Here is an 18,300-nt window from a genome sequence, read left to right on the forward strand (position 1 = left end):
GTTGAGGTGGGGCACCGAAATGCCTCACCTCATATGGGCGTTACCAGCGGTAATGCGAGAAGGCGCGGTTGGCTTCGGCCATGCGGTGCGTGTCTTCGCGCTTCTTGACCGCGTTGCCACGGTTGTTCGACGCATCGAGCAGTTCGCCCGACAGCCGCGCCGACATCGTGTTCTCGCTGCGTGCGCGCGCGGCAGTGATCAGCCAGCGGATCGCCAGCGCCTGGGCGCGCTCGGGGCGCACCTCGACGGGAACCTGATACGTCGCACCACCGACGCGGCGCGACCGGACTTCGATGCCCGGCTTGATGTTGTTGAGCGCATCGTGGAACACGCCGACCGGATCGCGCTTGGCGCGCGTCTCGACGGTTTCCATCGCGCCATAGACGATGAGTTCGGCGACCGATTTCTTGCCATCGTACATGACCGAATTCATGAACTTGGACAGGACCTCATCACCATATTTGGGATCGGGGAGGATGATACGCTTTTCGGGACGACGGCGACGTGCCATTTCAAATTCCTTTTATTCTTCAGCCATTTGAGCGTCGGGCTATCAGAGCCCGATCGGCTTACTTCGGACGCTTGGCGCCGTATTTGGAACGCGACTGACGCCGGTCCTTCACACCCTGGGTATCGAGCACGCCGCGCAGGACGTGATAGCGCACGCCGGGAAGATCGCGGACACGACCGCCACGGATCAGGACCACCGAGTGCTCCTGAAGATTATGGCCTTCGCCCGGGATGTAGCTGATGACTTCGCGCTGGTTGGTCAGGCGAACCTTGGCCACCTTGCGCAGCGCCGAGTTCGGCTTCTTCGGGGTCGTGGTGTACACGCGGGTGCACACGCCGCGCTTCTGCGGGTTGGCTTCCATCGCAGGGACCTTGGACTTGGCCTTCTGCGGGTCGCGGCCCTTGCGGACCAGCTGGTTGATCGTCGGCATTGAATCTCTTCACCTTGGTACAGTGGTTACTTTGCTGGAGCCGAAGGGCGCCTTCAAGAATACAAAAAGGACCGCTAGGGCGACGAACCGCCTCCCCCGGGTCCTGGAATGCATCCAGCAATGTTCATGCGTGCCGGCCGGCGCGAAGCCGTCGGACCGGCGAGCCTATACGCAGAGTCGCGGCTTTGGTCAACGGCCTGAGGTCAACGGTCTGGGGTCGAAGGGGCGGCTTAACCGGGATGCAACGTCGACGGGCGCATGACGCGGGGATGATAGCCGTTCCAACCCTGGCCGCCACGCCGATTCGGCTGCCCATGCCATTGCCGGCGGTAGCGGCAGCGCTGGCGGTGGTGATGCCGGGGGGTGTCGGCGCGGCGCTGTGCGGGCTGGCCCTATGCGCCGCGCTGGTCGCGATGGCCGACCGACGCGATGGCGCGATGCTCGCGGCGCTGGGGGTCGCGATCGGACTCGGGCCAGGGGGACTCCTGCTCATACCGTTGATGGGCGGCGTGACCATTCGCCGGCGTGCCTGGCGCGCCGTCCCGTTCGGCGCAATCGCGGGAGGCGCGACCTGGCTCGCGATCGGACCGTGGTCCACCGGCGCCACGCTGCCCAGCCTTTGGGTCGTCGCGGCGACGTGGCCCAGCCTGTTCGCGCTGATCGTCGCGAGCGGGGTCGCCTTCGCCGCGTGGACCGCCGCGAATGCGAGCGCGCGCGGCGACGCGTCCGACGCTGCCCACGATCGACTGGCGCTGCTGGCATTGGTCGGCGGCGCGCTGTTCGTACCGACCCCTGCGGGGGCGGTGTTGCTGCCGTTGATGATCGTTTTGGCTAGCAAGTCACCCCATTGGCAGCGCCAACGACCCGCCAACGACAACCATCCGGTCCGCCGATCCGTGCGCCTCGCCGCCTGATCGAAGGGGTGCCGATCGCGTATCCGACCCCGCCAGCATGACGATACGTGTCCGAGGGATTCGAACTTGTCCCCGGAATTCGATCCCGTTAAAGGCGACCGGATCGCAGGGGTGTAGCTCAGCTGGTTAGAGCGTCGGTCTCCAAAACCGAAGGCCCTCGGTTCGAATCCGAGCTCCCCTGCCAGACATCATTGACGCGTCGGTAAGCATCGTTTTCGAATAAACCTTGTTGCCATACGATGTCGCCAACTTCATAATCCGACACGATGGACGACTTTACCAGATTGGCGATAGCGGGGGGCATTGTTGCTCTGGTGCTGATCATCGCGGTGCCCTGGGCGATCATCCGGCTGCGCAAGCGGCGGCGTGAAAAGCTGCGACGGCGGGGGATCAAGAAATACGGGCACTGACCGGCATCGTCGACCTCGTCGCATCGTCGATCTCGTCCCGGAGTCGCGCGGTGCACCGCCACTTTGGTCGCGCCGACGCTACACTGCGCGCCTCCCCCTCCCTTGCCATCCCCCCGGCGGGCGGCTATCTGCACCGTCCATCCGACAGCGTGGATGGGGGTCGCCGGTTTCCTGGACAGCAGGAACGCGGTTAAGGCCCCTTGTCCCGACGACGGGCAGAATCTAGAAGCTGGGTTTCGGGCATCGGCCCTGAGCGTCAGGCATCAACCAAGCGAAAGCACCCCGACCGTGGCCAAGACGACACCGATCGAATTCATCAACCAGGTCCGCGCCGAGACCGCGAAGGTCATCTGGCCGACGATGCGCGAGACGGTGATGACCGGGTTGATGGTCGTCATCATGACCGGGATCCTGGGCATTTTCTTCTTCGGGGTCGATTCGATCTTCGCCGCGCTGGTCCAGCTGCTGCTCAAGCTCGCCAAGTAACCTAAAAAGGCTCAATTCATGTCGCGCTGGTACATCATCCATGCCTATTCGGGGTTCGAGGGCAAGGTCCGCGATTCGATCATGGCCGAGGCGACCCGCATGGGCCTCGAGAGCCTGGTCGAGCAGATCGAGGTTCCGACCGAAACCATCACCGAGGCGCGCCGCGGCAAGAAGGTCGCGGTCGAGCGCAAGTTCATGCCGGGCTACGTCCTCGCCAAGCTGAACATGAACGACGACGTCTATCACCTCGTCAAGAACACCCCCAAGGTCACCGGCTTCCTGGGCAGCATGGGCAAGCCGCAGGCGATCAGCGAGGCCGAAGCCGCGCGGATGCTCAACAGCAAGGACGAAGCCGCCGCGCAGCCCAAGCAGCAGATCAAGGTCGATTACGAGATCGGCGATGCGGTCAAGGTCCTGGACGGCCCGTTCGCGAGCTTCAACGGCACCGTCGAGGAACTCGATTTCGACAAGGCCAAGGTCAAGGTATCGGTCAGCATCTTCGGGCGGGCAACGCCGGTGGAGTTGGATTTCGAGCAGGTCGAGCGCAGCAAGTAAGGCGCGCCAGCGCCGAACGCCGCGAGCGCAAGTCGGCACTCGCCTGACAGATGGGATCTCCGCAAACGAATACTGAGGCAGCCTCGGCGTTTGGCGCCAGCGCATCTGCCCGACCAGCCATCGCGATTTGCGCGCGCCGGAAACCCGCGTTCCAAGCTGACGCCGCCGCTTCGACAAAAGGCGTCCGCTTGGACCGCGCCGCTCGACGGCTACCCTACCGCCCTTCGCCGCTCTAGACCACGCGTTTTCGGCGTAGACACGTCTGATCCCGCTGTGTGAGAAGGATTTAGTCGCGCGGGGCGATCGTTAAAGGGGAAGCGGGATCGTGCCTTCGTTACGGACCATCGTGAGATCCGGCGCGATCAGCACCTGCTTTCTGGCCGGTGGCGGCTCGATCGCACAAACGCCCCCGGCTCCCGATGTCTGTGTCAGCTATGACAGCGTGTACACAACCGCCCCGCTGATGAAGGTCGTGGGCAAGCCAGACAGGCAGGCGCATTTTCATCAGCTGGCCAAGCCGTGTCCTGCGGGGGGGCTCTGCGGCTGGCGCCGCAAGGGTTATCTGACGCCCGGCGACGTGGTGCTGGCGAGCGCCCCCAAGGGAGGTTTCCGTTGCGTCTACTTTCTTGGAGCTGGCGGCAAGATCACGGCTGGCTTCGTTGCCACCGCTTCGTTGCAATCGATGGCGGAGCAACCGGCCCCCGACCCACGCTTCCTGACCGGTGTGTGGCGGCAGGAGGATGGCGGCGTCATCACGATTTCGGCGCGAGCCGGGGCCGCCTTATATGCCAAGGGGCAGGCCAGCTACGGTGACAATTTCGGCAGTTTTGTCGGCCCGGTCGTCATTGCCGGAAGCCACTTCATGGTTACTAGCAATGGGTGTGAGATCGTTGCGAAACGCCGTGGTCCCTATCTTGCGGTGTCCGACAACAACGCCTGCGGCGGCGTGAACGTCAGCTTTGGCGGGCTATATGCCCGAAGCCGGTGATCGGAGTTTCGATCAATCATCGGCAGGATGGCGGGAAACGTACCGTCGCGACGCCATCGACTGCGGAATACGGCTGTTGAATATCAGTCCGCCAACGTTTCTGGACACGTCATGGCGGGGATCATCGTGGCGGCTGCCCGTCATCGACCATCGCGCGATGGCGGTCTACCGGCTGGCTTGGGCACTGCTCTTCCTGACCGCCTTAGTGATGACGGCGGTGACGCTGAACAAACTTGAATGGGACGGACCAGAACGCCTGCCCCTGCTTCGGGTTGGCATCAACTACACGCGCGACGCAACGCCCGATCTGCTGGTCTACGAAGTCCCCGGTGCCAATGCCCGCGCCGCCGGCGTCCGTCCGGGGGATCACATCATTGCCTTGATGGGCAAGAAAGGCCTCGACGATGCGCTTGGCGACCTGATCGATGCGCCGCACGGAACCATCGTTCCGATTACGGTGCGACACGCCGACAACAGCGTTGCCACCGCCACATTGCGCGCGTCCGACGTTGAGGTCACTGCTGCGTTGGAGACGGTCGGACTTTCCGCGACCCTGATGCGTGGCTGGACACGGTTCATTCTGGGTGTCGGAGCGGCGATCGTTCTTGTCGCCTCGGCGCTGCTCTATCGCCAGCGGCACAATCCGGTCGCGGCTCTGCTTGCCATCGCAGCGCTGATTGCGACGGCGACCCCGACGAGCATCGTCGGATACGATCGCGCCCTGATCGGCGCGGCGATCGGAGTTGCCGTCACCAATATCGCCGTCCTCGCGTTTCCCGATGGCCGCTTCGCAACCCCGGTGGCGCGTCTGCTGGTCGTGCTGAACGCGATTTGGCTCGGCATGTTCTTCATTGCGCCGGACATTCACGCCCAGGGCATCTATCCCTCGATCGCGCTCAGCGAACTCGCCGTCGTCTTGCGATATCGCCGCTCCGGCCTCGCGGACCGGCAACAGATCCGGTGGGCGGCATTGGGATTTGCCGGCGCGGCCGTTTTCTCCGCTGCGGCCGCGGTCGCGACGGCGGTGTCATACCACTTCAACAGTTTGTTCGACACGATCGCCAACGATATGACGACCGACGCACTGGATCTGGGAAACTCGCTGTGCCTGTGGGGTGGTCTAGGCATCGCGCTCCTACGTTTCCGGCTGTACGATGCCGATGTCGCGATCACGCGTTCGACCGTCTGGGCGATCGCAGCGCCGTTGCTCGCGATCGTATTCGGCATGTTGACCGAGGTTCTCAAGGTCTTGCTGGCTCCCATTTTCCCCAACGACACCGTCGCGCTGGCGATTGCCGGCGTCCTAACCGCCAGCCTGATCCAGCCTGTCGGTGATCGATTGAAGCAGATTGTGGAACGCTGGTCGCGCGCGCGCCTGATGGCACTGGCGGACGATCTGCCGGTCGCCGTTCAGGACATGGCGGAAAATGACGATTGTCCGCGTATGTTAGCGCATGTTTGCAAGGTGACTGCCCCCGCCATCCAGGCGGCTGTCGTCGCGATCGCGCTTCGACCCGAACACGCCAGCGGCGCTTGGTCGGTGTCGGCCTGCTACGGCCTCGATCCCAACGACGCTCGCTTTTGGCTTGACGCTAATACGCCGGGCGTCGGCCTGGCCGTGACCACTACCCGGATGGAGCCGCTGTTTCCGTTGGCGATACCGCTGATCGCCCGGCCGAATGGGGAGCGCGAAGCGATCGGATGGATGCTGGTCGGTCGACGGCCGGACGGCAGCATTCCCGACAAAGGCGCGATCGCAACGCTTGAAAGCGTGTCCCCGGCGATCGGTCACGCCATTCTCGCGATTGCAGCCAATGCACGTCGGTTGTCTACGCTGACCAACGGACTGCAATCCGTCACCCCTCGAACGGAATCCAGTCGGCCCCCGGTGCGCGAGAGTTGACGAATTGACGCTCCCCAGCGGCCCGGAGTTCCGGAGCGGGACTGCCGCCCGGACTTGCGCAGGATCAGGGACCAAATCATTCGGATACGCAAATGGCCAGCCGTCCACGCGGCAGAGCAGGGCGGCGAGCGACCTCCGCGTCCCGTCGGGTTGCGTCGTCACGCGACTTCAGCTAGCTGCCGCTCTTCCAAGGCTATAGCTGTGGAATTGCGGGAGGGTGCCTTGGTGCTCGCTTGAACCGCTAAACTTGAACCGGGTGGAACGCGGCAGCGCGGATCGCCCCTCTACAGAGTGAGGTTGCCACATGGCAAAGAAGATTACCGGCTATATTAAGCTGCAGGTGCCCGCGGGCGCCGCCAACCCGTCACCCCCGATCGGGCCGGCGCTGGGTCAGCGCGGCGTCAACATCATGGAATTCTGCAAGTCGTTCAACGCGCAGACCGGCGACGTCGAAAAGGGTACCCCGCTGCCCACCGTCATCACCGTTTATGCCGATCGCTCGTTCAGCTTCGAGACCAAGACCGCGCCTGCGACCTATCTGATCAAGAAGGCCGCGAACCTGAAGTCGGGGTCGAAGGAGCCGGGCAAGATTTCGGCGGGCAAGATCAAGCGCAGCGCGCTGTCGGCGATCGCAGAGCAGAAGATGAAGGACCTGAACGCCAACGACATCGACGCCGCGACGCGGATCATCGAAGGATCGGCCCGCGCGATGGGCCTCGAAGTGGTGGAGGGCTAAGATCATGGCACAGTCCAAGAAGCAGAAGGCGATCACGATCGACCGCGACAAGCTCCACGGCGTCGACGAGGCGATCGGCCTGGCGAAGTCGGGTGCGACATCGAAGTTCGACGAGACTATCGAGGTCGCAGTGAACCTGGGCGTCGATCCGCGTCACGCCGACCAGATGGTCCGCGGCGTGGTGACGCTGCCCAAGGGCACCGGCAAGACCGTGCGCGTCGGTGTGTTCGCCAAGGGCGCGAAGGCGGACGAGGCCCGTGAAGCGGGCGCGGACGTGGTCGGCGCGGAGGATCTGATGGAGATCGTCCAGGGCGGCACGATCGATTTCGATCGCTGCATCGCGACCCCGGACATGATGGGCATCGTCGGTCGACTCGGCAAGGTGCTCGGGCCGAAGGGCCTGATGCCCAACCCGAAGCTCGGCACGGTGACGATGAACGTCGCGCAGGCGGTCAAGGACGCCAAGGGCGGCCAGATCGAATATCGCGTCGAAAAGGCCGGGATCATCCATTCGGGGATCGGCAAGGCGAGCTTCCCCGCGGCAGATCTGCGCGCGAATTTCGACGCGCTGGTCGATGCGCTGGTCAAGGCCAAGCCATCAGGCGCGAAGGGCAAGTACATGAAGAAGGTCGCGATCTCGAGCACCATGGGTGCGGGGATCAAGATCGACACCAACGAGGTCGCGGGAGCGTAAGCCACCTCGCCTCGCGGTGATGGATCAAGGGCCGGAGAGCGATCCTCCGGCCCTTTTTTCGTGGCCGCGCCATGGGGAATACGCCGCCCCGTTCAGGTACCAGCAGCCCCGATCTGCTATCACGTGCCGATGGCGGGCCGCTATCGCACGATCATCACCCTCGACGCGGACGCGCGCCGTGACCGGATCGCGGCGGGGGTCGGGGTCGCGCTGATCCATGTCGCGTTCGCACTGGTGCTGCTATCGGGGTTGGCGCCGCGGTTTAGCCAGCCCACCGTCGCTGCGCTCCGCGTGTTCGATGTCGTACCCCCGCTCCCACCGCCGCCAGTCGTCGAGCCCGAACCGACGATCAAACGCGCCGCGCAGCCCGACGGCGCGGCCGCGCCGCCCGCGTTGCGGGCACTGCCCAAGCCGGTGGTCGCGCCGACACCGATCATTCCCCCTCCCCGGCAGCCGATTACCGCGCCGACCAAGGCGGCCGAGGGCACGGCCAGCGCGGCGGGCGCGGCGTCGCTCCCGGGGCCGGGCACCGGCGCGGGCGGGGTCGGCGACGGCCTTGGCAGCGGCGCGCGCGGATCGGGGACCGGCGGCGGCGGCACCGGAGCGCGGCTGATCCGCGGCGCGATCGTCAACCGCGATTACCCGTCCGATGCGCGCCGCGCCAAGCTGGGTGGCAGCGTCACGGTACGCTTCACGGTGACCGCCGACGGCAGGGCGCGCGGGTGTTCGGTGATGCAATCGAGCGGGGTCGCGACCCTCGACGCGACGACCTGCCGGCTGGTCGAACAGCGCTTCCGTTACGCCCCCGCGCGCGACGCCGCGGGCAATCCGATCGCGGAGGAGCGCGGCTGGCGGCAGCGCTGGTGGCTCGAGGGCGAAACGCCGCCGCCGGGGGATTAGCACGGGATGGTTCGACCGGCCATCGACCCTCGCGAATTGCAGCGGCTATCCGTACCGCCGCCCGCGCGTTTTGCTCCCCCCCCGCCCCGCCCGGCTTGACTAATCCACCGCAGCCGCTAACAGCGCGGGCTCGCTTCGCAGGTTCGCCTGGGGGGCATCCGTCCGAGACAGCAGGGGCCGGTTGGGCTCCATCGAGGCATCGCTTCGATGGGAACTCAGTCACCGGCTTAATATCCTGCCGAGGCGGGGATTGGAATTATACGGACCCTCGGAGCTGTCGCCCAGGTCCGCCATGCGTTCGCGCATGCCCTTCCCCATCGATGGACACGCCCCGGTGGAGTCCGCTCCGCCGGTTTGTAACCGAGCGCGTTTGCGCGCGCTTAAATTGTGGAGAATGGCATGGATCGGAACCAAAAGGCCGAAGCCGTCGCCGAACTGAACCGTAGCTTTTCCGAGGTCGGCGTGGTGGTCGTCACCCGCAACCTCGGCATGACCGTTTCGCAGTCGACTGCGCTGCGGAACAAGATGCGTGACGCCGGCGCGACCTATAAGGTCTCGAAGAACAAGCTTGCCAAGATCGCGCTCGATGGCACCGACTACCTCTCGCTGAGCGACCTGCTCACCGGGCCGGTGGGCCTTGCCTCCTCGACCGACCCGGTCGCCGCCGCCAAGGTGGCGGTCGACTTCGCGAAGACGAACGACAAGTTCGAAATCGTGGGTGGGGCGATGGGCGCGACCGCACTCGACGTGGAGGGCGTCAAGGCGCTCGCCTCGCTGCCGTCGCTCGATGAACTGCGCGCCAAGATCACCGGCCTCCTCGTGGCACCCGCCACGAAGATCGCCACGATCGCGCAGGCTCCCGCGGCACAGCTCGCACGCGTGCTGTCGGCCTATGCCGAGAAGGAAGCCGCCTGACATTTGTCGGGCTTTCGATCGATTTTGAACTGAACCGAACGGGGCATGTGCCCCTAATAACGCAAGGAAATACCCATGGCAGACCTGAACAAGCTGGTTGACAGCCTGAGCGAACTGACCGTCCTCGAAGCCGCCGAGCTGTCGAAGATGCTCGAAGAAAAGTGGGGCGTCTCGGCCGCAGCAGCGGTTGCGGCTCCCGCAGCCGGCGGCGGCGCAGCAGCGCCGGCCGCCGAAGAGCAGACCGAGTTCGACGTGATCCTGACCGGCGACGGTGGCAAGAAGATCAACGTCATCAAGGAAGTCCGCGCCCTCACCGGCCTGGGCCTGACCGAAGCCAAGACGCTGGTCGAATCGGCTCCCAAGGCCGTCAAGGAAGGCGTCAACAAGGAAGAGGCCGCGAAGGTCAAGGCGCAGCTGGAAGCAGCCGGCGCGACCGTCGAGGTCAAGTAAGCCGCAGCGGGAGTGCGGGCCGCATACGGCCCGCACTCCCCCAAGGCCGGCCGGGCTCGGCTTAGCCGCCCTTTTTCTATTCACCCGCTCCGTTGCCGAGCAATCCCATTCCTCGCCGTTCCGCGATGAAGCGCGCGATCCGGACCTGGACCGCGGGAAGGACCACCGCCAACGCTCCCACCACCAGCGCGTCGATCAGCAGCAAACCCCATTGCATGATCGGCTCGCGTCCGGCGGGCCACGTGTTGAGCAACTGGTGGAGCAGCCCAAGGGGTACGCGCGTCACGAACATCAGCGGCAACGCCCAGAAATACAGCCAACCGGTCGTGCGCGCCGATCCCGCGGGTCCGTACCCGTTGGATCCCAGTGCGGCATTCACGAACCACAGCATGAGCAACGGTTCGAGCAATTGCTGCCCCAACCCGAACACCGAGCGAAACGCGAGCAATCCGCTGGCGGGCAATCCGACCGTCGCCAAGATCGGTCCCGCGTACAGGATCGCGGTGAACGGGATGAACTGGAACAGCACCACCCAGCCATAACGCCGCATCGCGACCGTCGAAGGGCGGATCGCCGATCGCGCATCGCCGGAGACGCAATAGCGTATCGTGACAAGACCGATCGCCCATAGCACCAGCATCTTGGGCCAACCGAACGCCATCCGCAGCGGCTGGAGCGACGCCGCCTTGCGCACCGCCGCGTCGGCTGAGAAGAAGCCCAGATGGAGCTCGACGAGATGCTGTGCAAATTCGATCCCCATCATCGCCAGCACGATTAAGGGCAGGACTCGAGCGAGTTCCCACCCGTCGCGAAACGCACCTAGCCAGCTCCTGAAAAACGCGCGAATCATCACCCCTCCCCTTCGACCGTGAACAAATCGCCCGGCTGGCAATCGAGCGCCTGACAGATTGCCTCGAGCGTGGAGAAGCGCACCGCCTTGGCCTTGCCGGTCTTCAGAATCGACAGATTGGCCAGCGTGATGTCGATCGCCTTGGACAGGTCGGTCAGCGTCATGCCGCGCGCCAGCAGCACGTCGTCGAGCCGGACGACGATGGGCATCAGATTGTCATCGCGAGGTCGTCGCGCATCCGCGTGCCGATCGCGAAAACGCGTGCCAGGACGAATATCATCAGCGTCGCAAGCCACCCGCCTAGCGACGGTGTCCAGTCGAGCACAGCGATGCGATGTACCACCATCCATGCGGTGGTCGCGCCCAACGCCAGATCAAGCAGCTGGATCGCCAGCATCGCCCACCCGATCGCCTGGAGCCGTAGTGCGTTGGCCGCGACGAACGGATCGCCGTCCCGCACGGTATCGATGATGCCAACCAGGCGCGAGAACACGACGTGCGCCGCCCACCCCACGCCGAGCCCGATCAACAGCGCCAACCGCATCGCCATCAGCACCGGAGCGACATCGATCGCAGGATATTTGGCGGCGAGCAGCCCGAGGTCTCACCCCGCCGCCGGAAACGACGCGACCACCGCTACCGCCAACCCCGCAATCCCCAGCCAGTTCAGCGCGTTAACGATCCGCACCATCACTCGCCCCGCCCGCAACACCCGATCGTCCATCGATGGCCCCCTTATCGATAAACAATATATATCGATTATCGATAAGGAGCAACCGTCATCGTATCGGCGCGACATCGGCGCGTTGCGGCTGGGATCAGGGCGCCAGAAACGCGGTGACCGCCGCCGCGAACGCCGCGGGCTGATCGAGCATCACGAAATGCGCGGCATCGCCGACGGGCACGAACGCGACGTGCGGAGTCGTGGCATATTCGCCGCGATAGAAGGCATCGGCCCTGTCCTTCGGCATCGCCGCGGACCACGGATAGACCAGCGTGATCGGCGTCTCGATCGACGAGATCGCGGGGCGGAGATCGGTGGTCATGTCCTCGTAGAGCGCCTGGCCGGTGACTCGCGGATCGGCGGCCTGCATCCAGGCGGCGAGCTTGGCGCGGCTGTCGGGCTTGAGCGCGAGGCCGTTGGCGGTCGCGGTGGCGGCGGCCGCATCGGCGGGCTTGCCGTAGCTCGCGGCCATCGCATCGCGCAGCCGCGCGGCCTGGGGCTCGAGCTGAGCGACCGTCGCACCGGGCAGGAAGATGTCGCCGACATAAGGCAATGCATCGACCACCATCAGACGCCCGACGTCGCCAGGATGTGCCTGCGCGAGTTTGAGCCCGATCAAGCCCCCCAGCGAATGGCCGATCACCGCCACCCCCGTAAGCTCGCGCTTGGCGAGATAGGCGTCGAGGTCGGCGACGACGCCATCGATGATGCCGGGCGTCAGGTTGTGCGCGGGGTCACCGCTACCGAAGCCGTTGAGCTCGACGAGATAGACGCTGTGGGTGGCGGCGAGACCGGGAGCGATCCCGTCCCATACCGCGCGCGGCGACGAGAGTCCCGGAATCAGGACGACCGGCGGCCCCTTCCCCAGCCGCGCGATCGACACATGATCGAGCCGCTCGATCGCCGCGTCGCGGGTAGCGGGGGCGGCTTGGGCTGCGGCGGCGAACGGGTAGCCGATAGTTGCCGCGGTCAGGATCGACGCGGCGAGGCGGATGGCGCAGCGGTTGGTCATGGTCATACTTCCTGTGATGGACTGGTGAAAATATCTTCGATCGACCGGTCGAACAGTTCCGCGATCTTGAACGCGAGCGGCAGCGAGGGGTCGTAGCGCCCGGTCTCGATCGCGTTGACGCTTTGCCGCGAGACCTCGAGCCGCTCGGCGAGATCGCCCTGGCTCCAATCGCGCTCGGCACGCAGGATTTTGAGCCGGTTCTTCATTGGCGGCGGCCCAGCGTGAAGTAATTGACACACGAGCCTAACCCGAGCCCGCCAAACCACAGCACCGCGACGTAGAACGCCTCGATATGGGCCACGAGGCCGAAGCTTTCGAGAAATCCCCACACCGTCGCGCACGTCAGCGCGAACGCGCTCGCGACGAGCGACTGGCGGATCATGAGCATGCGGAGATATTCGTCGCGCTCGTCGACCAGATAGCGCCCGATCGCGGCGAAGATGCCGATGATCGGCAACGCGGGCAGGATCGCGATGAGGTAGGCGATGACGCCGGTCGGATGCCCGCGCACGAACACGAGTTCCGCCCCGACGAGCGCGCCCGCGTAGATCGCGCTGAGCCCGAGCACATTCCGGTTGTAACGACGGATCGCGACGCTCATGGCCATGGTAAAGCTCCCTTTCTAATCAGACAAGCTTACTTTACTGTAAAGCGAGCTTGTCTGTCAAGGGTGCTTTGCTACACTTGGCCTGCTGGCGCGGTCGCGTTGCGCGGACACGATCAGATGATGTCGAGCACCAATCCCAGATCGCGCGCTTCCTCGGCCTCGATATACCAGTTGGAGGGTGCCTTTTCCTTGAGCTGCGCCAGCGTGACCTGCGATCCGCGGACCAGATCGGCGAAACCCTCGTCCTGGATCCGGATCGAATCCTCGATCTCGTGGAGCTTGGCCCGCAGCGTCGGGGCCAGCGTGTTGAGCGGGCCGTTGAGCTGGATCGTCGATTGCATCTGGCGTTCGTGGATCATGATCCGCGAATGGCGCGTCAGGAAGCGCTTGTCGGTCGGAAAGCCGGACATGAAGGTCGCCCCCGCCGAATAGACCGCGACCTTGCCCAGGAACAGGCATTCGCGCCCGGTGTACTGACGCAGCAGCCGGATATCGTCGGCCATCGCGCGCGCCATTTCGGGATCGCCGCCTAAGGTGGTGATCGACACGACCAGCGGACCGTCGGCGGGCGCGTTGGCGAGTTGCTGCTGGAAGTTGGCGTACATCATCCCGTCCACCGCGCCATGGAGGCGGACATGTGGGGTGGCGAGCAACGGGTAATTGCTGGCGTTGTTCATATCGGTATCGGTCTGCATTCGCGTCGAACCGTGTGCTGGGACGGATGTTCCTCTTCGTCGCGAATTAATCGCGGGCCAGTGACCCCGACGGATTGGACGATCGTGGCTACGGCCGGTTGAGCGCGGTTACCGCCGGGCGGCCGACCATCGGGGTGGCGGCGGGCAGGTGCGCTTCGAGCGTCGCGAGCCAGGCGGTCTTCGCACCGATGCTCGTCTGGGGCTGCGAGGGCGTCAGCGTGCCATGCGCCTCCCACCCGCCGATCAGCGTGCCCGCAGCCGCCGCTGCGGTGGCGAGCGGCTGGGGCTGCCGAAGCGCGTGGTTGATCATCGCGTCGCCGAAGAAGGTCCAGTCGCTGTCGGCTCGGCACCCGAACGAGGTGCGGTCGGATGAGGAGGCGGTGAGAATCGCGGTGGTGTCGGACGCCAGCATCGGCACGAAGACCCCGGAATAACAGGCGCTGATCAGCAGTAGCCGGTTCTCGATCCCCAATTGCTGGAGGATGCTCCACAGCCGGGTCGGCGACATCGCACCGAACCCGTGGTCGCCATCGTTGTACACCACGCCGAACGGCGCGCCGTGGCTGGTGGTGTAGAGGACGAGCACGTCCTCCTTGCCCATTAGTTCGGCGATGCGGGCCAGCGCGATCCCGATATTCTGGAGACTGCCCATCGGCAGCGTGCTCGGCGCGCTGCCGTCGCTGCCCGCGAGCACGATGCTGTGCCCCGCCGCGGCGTAGCGCCGGGTCAGGACGCGCCCTGCCTCGCGTGCCTCGCGCCCGAAGACCGCATCGCTGTCCAGCGCAGCGACGACGACGAACGCCTCGACGACCCCGTGCCTGCCCGGCCTGAGCTGCGCCAGCGCGGTATCGAGACGGCGGTGTTCGGCGAGTTCCTCGGTCGCGGAGCGGTCGCGCTCGATCGAGGTTCCGAGCTCGGCGAGCAGCGCGACTTCGCCGGGGCTGGCATTGCCGACGAGCGGTGCCGGCTGGGTATGCGCGGGCGGGCGATATTGCGCGGGCGCTGCCGTGACGAGCCCCGCGAGCACTGCCATACCCAACCCTGCCCCCGCACCCACCAACGATCTCATCGCGCCCCCCGTCGATCGGTCGAGCGTCAGGCCCGGGATGCGCGCTGTCAAGAACCGATCGAGTTATCGACCGCTTGCTGATCGGTGGGCGAATACGTCGGGCTGCCCACACAAGCATGTCCGCGCTTGAAATGACCATATTAAGGTATCACAAGCAGGTCATGATCGAAACCATTCATGCCGGGTCGAGCGTCAGCATCAGCGACCTCAAGAAAAACCCCACCGCGGTCATCGAAGCGGCTGGTGGATTTCCGATCGCGGTTCTCAACCGCAACACGCCCGCCGCCTATCTTGTCCCCGCCGCGGCGTGGGAGGAATTGCTTGAGCGGCTGGACGATCTCGAACTCGCGCGCATCATCCAGGCCCGCGCTGGCCAGGATGAAATCGAGGTTGCGATTGACGACCTATAAGCTCGTTTTTCTTCGCGATGCGAAGAATGAATGGGACAAGCTGGGCAACAACGTCCGCGACCAGTTCCGCAAGAAACTGATTGAACGCCTGGCCAACCCTCGCATTGCGAGCGCGCGTCTCGCCGACATGCCCGATTGCTACCAAATCAAGCTTCGCGCAGCGGGGTATCGGCTGGTATATCGCGTCGACGATGGACGGATCACCGTCATCGTCATCGCGGTGGGCCAACGGAATCGCAACCTCGTATATAAAGCTGCTGCGAGGCGGCTCGGTTAACCCAAGCCGCGGGCGATAACCTCAATACACCCGCTTCTTCGGCTTGATATACTCGATATCGTCGGTCAGTGTGTAGTCGTGGACCGGGCGGTAATCGATGCTCGTCGTGCCGCCCTTGCCGCCCCAGCCGTCGAAGGTGGTGATGGTGTGCTTCATCCATTCGGTGTCGTCGCGGTCGGGATAATCCTCGTTGACGTGCGCGCCACGCGATTCCTTGCGGTTGGCGGCGCTGTCGATCGTCACCTTGGCCTGCGCGATCAGATTGTCGAGTTCGAGCGTTTCGACGAGGTCGGTGTTCCAGATCAGCGACCGGTCGCTGACATGGACGTCCTGCATCCGCTGGTAGATCGCCGCGATCTTGTCCTGCCCCTCGGTCAGCAGCGCGTTGTCGCGGAACACCGCGCAATGCTTCTGCATCGTGCGCTGCATGTCGAGGCGGATATCCGCGGTCCGCGATCCGCCATCGGCGGTGCGGAAATGATCGAGCCGCGACAGCGACAGTTCTTCCGATCCCTTGGGCAGCGGATTGTGGCTGGTGCCGGGCTTCAACTGATCCTTGATCCGAAGCCCCGTCGCGCGACCGAACACGACCAGATCGATCAGGCTGTTCGACCCGAGGCGGTTGGCACCGTGGACCGAAACGCACGCGGCTTCGCCCACCGCGAACAGCCCGGGGACGACGCTGTCGGGATCGCCGTTCTTCAGGTTCACGACCTCGCCGTGGAAGTTCGTCGGAATGCCGCCCATGTTGTAATGGACCGTCGGCGTCACCGGCAGCGGCTGGCGGGTCAGGTCGACCCCGGCGAAGATCTTGCCGGTTTCGGTGATTCCTGGCAGGCGTTCGTGGAGCACCGCGGGGTCGATATGATCGAGATGGAGGAAGATATGATCCTTCTCCTTGCCGACGCCGCGGCCTTCACGCATTTCCAGCGCCATCGCGCGCGACACGACATCGCGTGACGCGAGGTCCTTCGCCGAGGGAGCGTAACGCTCCATGAAGCGCTCGCCTTCGGAATTGGTGAGATAGCCGCCCTCGCCTCGCGCACCCTCGGTGATCAGCACGCCCGCACCGTAGATGCCGGTCGGGTGGAACTGGACGAACTCCATGTCCTGGAGCGGCAGGCCCGCACGCAAGACCATCCCGCCACCGTCACCGGTGCAGGTGTGGGCGCTGGTGGCGGAATAATAGCACCGGCCATAGCCGCCGGTCGCGAGCACCACCTGATGCGCGCGGAAGCGGTGGATGCTGCCGTCGTCCATGCACAGCGCGATGACGCCGCGGCATTCGCCGTTTTCCATGATCAGATCGAGCGCGAAATATTCGACATAGAAATCCGCGTCGTACTTCAGCGACTGCTGGTAGAGCGCGTGGAGCATCGCGTGGCCGGTACGATCGGCGGCGGCGCAGGTGCGCTGCGCGGGCGGGCCTTCCCCCATGTTCTGCATCATGCCGCCGAACGGACGCTGGTAGATCTTGCCCTCTTCGGTGCGGCTGAAAGGGACTCCGGCGTGTTCGAGCTCGTACACCGCGGCGGGCGCCTCGCGGCACAGATATTCGATCGCGTCCTGGTCGCCGAGCCAATCCGATCCCTTGACGGTATCGTACATGTGCCAGGTCCAGTGATCCGGCCCCATGTTGCCGAGGCTCGCGGCGATCCCGCCCTGCGCGGCGACGGTGTGCGACCGGGTCGGGAACACCTTGGTGATGCACGCGGTCTTCAGCCCGCTTTCGGCGATCCCCATCGTCGCGCGCAGGCCACTGCCGCCCGCGCCGACGACGACGGCGTCATAGGTGTGGTCGATGATCTTGTACGCTTCGGCCATTATGCTGCGGCTCCCAACGCGACCTTCAGGATCGCGAAAATCGCGATCGCGGCGGTCGCGACCGTGAAGAGGCTGAGGAGGACCATCAGAACGACCTTCCCCTCGTGATGCGCGTAATCCTCGATCACGACCTGGAGGCCCAGCCGGAAATGGTAGAAGATCGACACCACCAGCAACAGCATCGGGATCGCGACCCACGCCGAGCGGAGCCAGCTGTGGACGCTGGCATAATCGAACCCGGAAAGCCGCGCGAGCGAGAACATGAACCATAGCATCAGGAACAGGTTGGCGCCCGCGGTCAGCCGCTGATGCCACCAGTGGTGCGTTCCCTGATGCGCGCTGCCCAGGCCGCGGACGCGACCGATGCTGGTACCGGTACCCATCTTACTTCATCCCCAGATAGAGCCAGAACGCGGCGGTCAGCGCGATCGCCACCACCATCGTCGCGACCGCGAAGGTCTTGCTGGTCTTCAGTTCGAACGCGGCGCCGGTGTCCATGACCAGGTGGCGGATACCGCTCATCATATGCTGGAACAGCGACAGCGTCAGCCCGACCCCGATCACCCAACCGAGCAGGTTGAGGCTGCCCGTGCTGGTCGTGAACACATCGCGGAAACTGGCATAGGCCGCCTCCCCCGCCGCTAGCGCGGCGAGCCACCATACCAGCAGCACCGTGCCCACCGTCGCCATCCCGTCGCCGGTGACGCGATGGAGGATCGAGACCAGCATCTGCGGCCCCCACCGATAGTTGAGGCGCAGGAACCCTGAGAACAGGTGCGGGCTGCGGGGTCGGCTGGTGGGGCGCGATGCCATGGATGGTCCTCGAGGCTCGCGCCCGAAAATTGCGGACGCGGGGGGCTGTCGGGCGACCTATTAGGCACCGAGCGACATGATGCAAGCGCTGCGGGCTTCCCTAACCCCGCTTTAACCACTGGTCGGG

26 protein-coding genes and 1 tRNA gene are annotated in these 18,300 nt (G+C 65.0%); 14 read left to right on the forward strand and 13 right to left on the reverse strand.

Annotated elements, in window-relative coordinates:
- Positions 1 to 40: 40 nt before the first annotated feature.
- Together rpsG and rpsL are read right to left on the reverse strand one after the other, a co-directional pair.
- Positions 41 to 511 carry a 30S ribosomal protein S7 gene (gene rpsG / locus EAH84_RS11500; RefSeq protein WP_140872090.1) on the reverse strand — a complete coding sequence of 157 codons (471 nt, stop codon included), beginning with the start codon at positions 509 to 511 and terminating at the stop codon, positions 41 to 43.
- A 58-nt stretch (positions 512 to 569) separates the two neighbouring features.
- Entirely contained in the window at positions 570 to 941 is a 372-nt protein-coding gene (rpsL, locus tag EAH84_RS11505) for a 30S ribosomal protein S12 (protein WP_010164594.1), read from the reverse strand.
- Positions 942 to 1,210: 269 nt separating this feature from the next.
- Here rpsL and EAH84_RS11510 point away from each other — a divergent pair, with 269 nt between their 5' ends.
- The 12 genes from EAH84_RS11510 (at position 1,211) to rplL (ending at position 9,892) form a co-directional block, all read left to right on the forward strand.
- Positions 1,211 to 1,855: a hypothetical protein gene (locus EAH84_RS11510; RefSeq protein WP_140872092.1), complete on the forward strand. Its 645-nt coding sequence runs from the start codon at positions 1,211 to 1,213 to the stop codon at positions 1,853 to 1,855.
- A 107-nt stretch (positions 1,856 to 1,962) separates the two neighbouring features.
- Positions 1,963 to 2,039, forward strand: a tRNA-Trp gene (locus EAH84_RS11515).
- Between the two features lie 82 nt (positions 2,040 to 2,121).
- The gene (locus EAH84_RS16110) at positions 2,122 to 2,265 is read left to right on the forward strand and encodes a hypothetical protein (RefSeq protein ID WP_170209861.1); all 144 of its coding nucleotides are present in this window, start codon (positions 2,122 to 2,124) and stop codon (positions 2,263 to 2,265) included.
- 288 nt (positions 2,266 to 2,553) lie between these two features.
- The gene (secE, locus tag EAH84_RS11520; RefSeq protein ID WP_140872094.1) at positions 2,554 to 2,751 is read left to right on the forward strand and encodes a preprotein translocase subunit SecE; all 198 of its coding nucleotides are present in this window, start codon (positions 2,554 to 2,556) and stop codon (positions 2,749 to 2,751) included.
- Between the two features lie 18 nt (positions 2,752 to 2,769).
- Positions 2,770 to 3,306, forward strand: a complete 537-nt coding sequence (gene nusG, locus EAH84_RS11525) for a transcription termination/antitermination protein NusG (protein WP_140872097.1) — start codon at positions 2,770 to 2,772, stop codon at positions 3,304 to 3,306.
- A gap of 346 nt (positions 3,307 to 3,652) precedes the next feature.
- On the forward strand, positions 3,653 to 4,294 hold the full coding sequence (locus EAH84_RS11530; RefSeq protein WP_140872099.1) for a hypothetical protein: 642 nt from the start codon (positions 3,653 to 3,655) through the stop codon (positions 4,292 to 4,294).
- Positions 4,278 to 6,197: a hypothetical protein gene (locus EAH84_RS11535; RefSeq protein ID WP_140872101.1), complete on the forward strand. Its 1,920-nt coding sequence runs from the start codon at positions 4,278 to 4,280 to the stop codon at positions 6,195 to 6,197. Before EAH84_RS11530 ends, EAH84_RS11535 begins: the two co-directional genes overlap by 17 nt.
- Before the next feature lie 304 nt (positions 6,198 to 6,501).
- A complete protein-coding gene (gene rplK / locus EAH84_RS11540) occupies positions 6,502 to 6,933 on the forward strand; it encodes a 50S ribosomal protein L11 (RefSeq protein WP_140872103.1) in 432 nt (143 codons plus the stop codon).
- A 4-nt stretch (positions 6,934 to 6,937) separates the two neighbouring features.
- Complete coding sequence (gene rplA / locus EAH84_RS11545; RefSeq protein ID WP_140872105.1) at positions 6,938 to 7,627, forward strand: 50S ribosomal protein L1; 690 nt, start codon at positions 6,938 to 6,940, stop codon at positions 7,625 to 7,627.
- Between the two features lie 129 nt (positions 7,628 to 7,756).
- Positions 7,757 to 8,527, forward strand: coding sequence for an energy transducer TonB (locus tag EAH84_RS11550; protein WP_140872107.1), 771 nt, complete (start codon positions 7,757 to 7,759; stop codon positions 8,525 to 8,527).
- 399 nt (positions 8,528 to 8,926) lie between these two features.
- The gene (gene rplJ, locus EAH84_RS11555) at positions 8,927 to 9,442 is read left to right on the forward strand and encodes a 50S ribosomal protein L10 (RefSeq protein ID WP_140872109.1); all 516 of its coding nucleotides are present in this window, start codon (positions 8,927 to 8,929) and stop codon (positions 9,440 to 9,442) included.
- 75 nt (positions 9,443 to 9,517) lie between these two features.
- Positions 9,518 to 9,892, forward strand: coding sequence for a 50S ribosomal protein L7/L12 (gene rplL, locus EAH84_RS11560; protein ID WP_140872111.1), 375 nt, complete (start codon positions 9,518 to 9,520; stop codon positions 9,890 to 9,892).
- Positions 9,893 to 9,968: 76 nt separating this feature from the next.
- On the opposite strand, the gene EAH84_RS11565 is transcribed toward rplL, so the two are convergent.
- From EAH84_RS11565 to EAH84_RS11600, 8 genes are all read right to left on the reverse strand, one after another.
- Positions 9,969 to 10,742, reverse strand: coding sequence for a hypothetical protein (locus tag EAH84_RS11565; protein WP_140872113.1), 774 nt, complete (start codon positions 10,740 to 10,742; stop codon positions 9,969 to 9,971).
- Complete coding sequence (locus EAH84_RS11570; protein ID WP_140872115.1) at positions 10,742 to 10,951, reverse strand: helix-turn-helix domain-containing protein; 210 nt, start codon at positions 10,949 to 10,951, stop codon at positions 10,742 to 10,744. The genes EAH84_RS11565 and EAH84_RS11570 overlap by 1 nt, the downstream gene beginning before the upstream one ends.
- The gene (locus tag EAH84_RS11575; RefSeq protein ID WP_241656577.1) at positions 10,951 to 11,292 is read right to left on the reverse strand and encodes a DUF2975 domain-containing protein; all 342 of its coding nucleotides are present in this window, start codon (positions 11,290 to 11,292) and stop codon (positions 10,951 to 10,953) included. Before EAH84_RS11575 ends, EAH84_RS11570 begins: the two co-directional genes overlap by 1 nt.
- 268 nt (positions 11,293 to 11,560) lie before the next feature.
- The gene (locus EAH84_RS11580; RefSeq protein WP_140872119.1) at positions 11,561 to 12,478 is read right to left on the reverse strand and encodes an alpha/beta fold hydrolase; all 918 of its coding nucleotides are present in this window, start codon (positions 12,476 to 12,478) and stop codon (positions 11,561 to 11,563) included.
- Positions 12,479 to 12,480: 2 nt separating this feature from the next.
- A complete protein-coding gene (locus EAH84_RS11585) occupies positions 12,481 to 12,684 on the reverse strand; it encodes a helix-turn-helix transcriptional regulator (RefSeq protein WP_140872121.1) in 204 nt (67 codons plus the stop codon).
- Positions 12,681 to 13,085, reverse strand: a complete 405-nt coding sequence (locus tag EAH84_RS11590; RefSeq protein ID WP_140872123.1) for a hypothetical protein — start codon at positions 13,083 to 13,085, stop codon at positions 12,681 to 12,683. The genes EAH84_RS11585 and EAH84_RS11590 overlap by 4 nt, the downstream gene beginning before the upstream one ends.
- 113 nt (positions 13,086 to 13,198) lie before the next feature.
- Positions 13,199 to 13,780, reverse strand: a complete 582-nt coding sequence (locus EAH84_RS11595; RefSeq protein ID WP_140872125.1) for a ClpP family protease — start codon at positions 13,778 to 13,780, stop codon at positions 13,199 to 13,201.
- Positions 13,781 to 13,868: 88 nt separating this feature from the next.
- Positions 13,869 to 14,849, reverse strand: coding sequence for a C13 family peptidase (locus EAH84_RS11600; RefSeq protein WP_241656570.1), 981 nt, complete (start codon positions 14,847 to 14,849; stop codon positions 13,869 to 13,871).
- A gap of 161 nt (positions 14,850 to 15,010) precedes the next feature.
- Between EAH84_RS11600 and EAH84_RS11605 the strand changes: the two genes are divergently transcribed.
- Both EAH84_RS11605 and EAH84_RS11610 read left to right on the forward strand, forming a co-directional pair.
- Positions 15,011 to 15,259, forward strand: coding sequence for a type II toxin-antitoxin system Phd/YefM family antitoxin (locus EAH84_RS11605; RefSeq protein WP_194150395.1), 249 nt, complete (start codon positions 15,011 to 15,013; stop codon positions 15,257 to 15,259).
- The gene (locus EAH84_RS11610) at positions 15,246 to 15,536 is read left to right on the forward strand and encodes a type II toxin-antitoxin system RelE family toxin (protein ID WP_140872127.1); all 291 of its coding nucleotides are present in this window, start codon (positions 15,246 to 15,248) and stop codon (positions 15,534 to 15,536) included. Before EAH84_RS11605 ends, EAH84_RS11610 begins: the two co-directional genes overlap by 14 nt.
- Positions 15,537 to 15,557: 21 nt before the next feature.
- Here the strand turns inward: EAH84_RS11610 and sdhA are convergent, their stop codons facing one another.
- Genes sdhA through sdhC form a run of 3 tightly spaced genes read right to left on the reverse strand, consistent with a single transcriptional unit; the run spans position 15,558 to position 18,173 of the window.
- Positions 15,558 to 17,360 (reverse strand): succinate dehydrogenase flavoprotein subunit, encoded by a 1,803-nt coding sequence (gene sdhA, locus EAH84_RS11615; protein WP_140872128.1) that lies wholly within the window; start codon positions 17,358 to 17,360, stop codon positions 15,558 to 15,560.
- Positions 17,360 to 17,743 (reverse strand): succinate dehydrogenase, hydrophobic membrane anchor protein, encoded by a 384-nt coding sequence (gene sdhD, locus EAH84_RS11620; protein ID WP_140872130.1) that lies wholly within the window; start codon positions 17,741 to 17,743, stop codon positions 17,360 to 17,362. The genes sdhA and sdhD overlap by 1 nt, the downstream gene beginning before the upstream one ends.
- A gap of 1 nt (position 17,744) precedes the next feature.
- Complete coding sequence (gene sdhC, locus EAH84_RS11625; RefSeq protein WP_140872132.1) at positions 17,745 to 18,173, reverse strand: succinate dehydrogenase, cytochrome b556 subunit; 429 nt, start codon at positions 18,171 to 18,173, stop codon at positions 17,745 to 17,747.
- Positions 18,174 to 18,300 lie beyond the last annotated feature (127 nt).

The organism is Sphingomonas oligophenolica (assembly GCF_006438955.1).
In the GTDB taxonomy this organism is placed as follows: Bacteria; Pseudomonadota; Alphaproteobacteria; order Sphingomonadales; family Sphingomonadaceae; genus Sphingomonas; species Sphingomonas oligophenolica_A.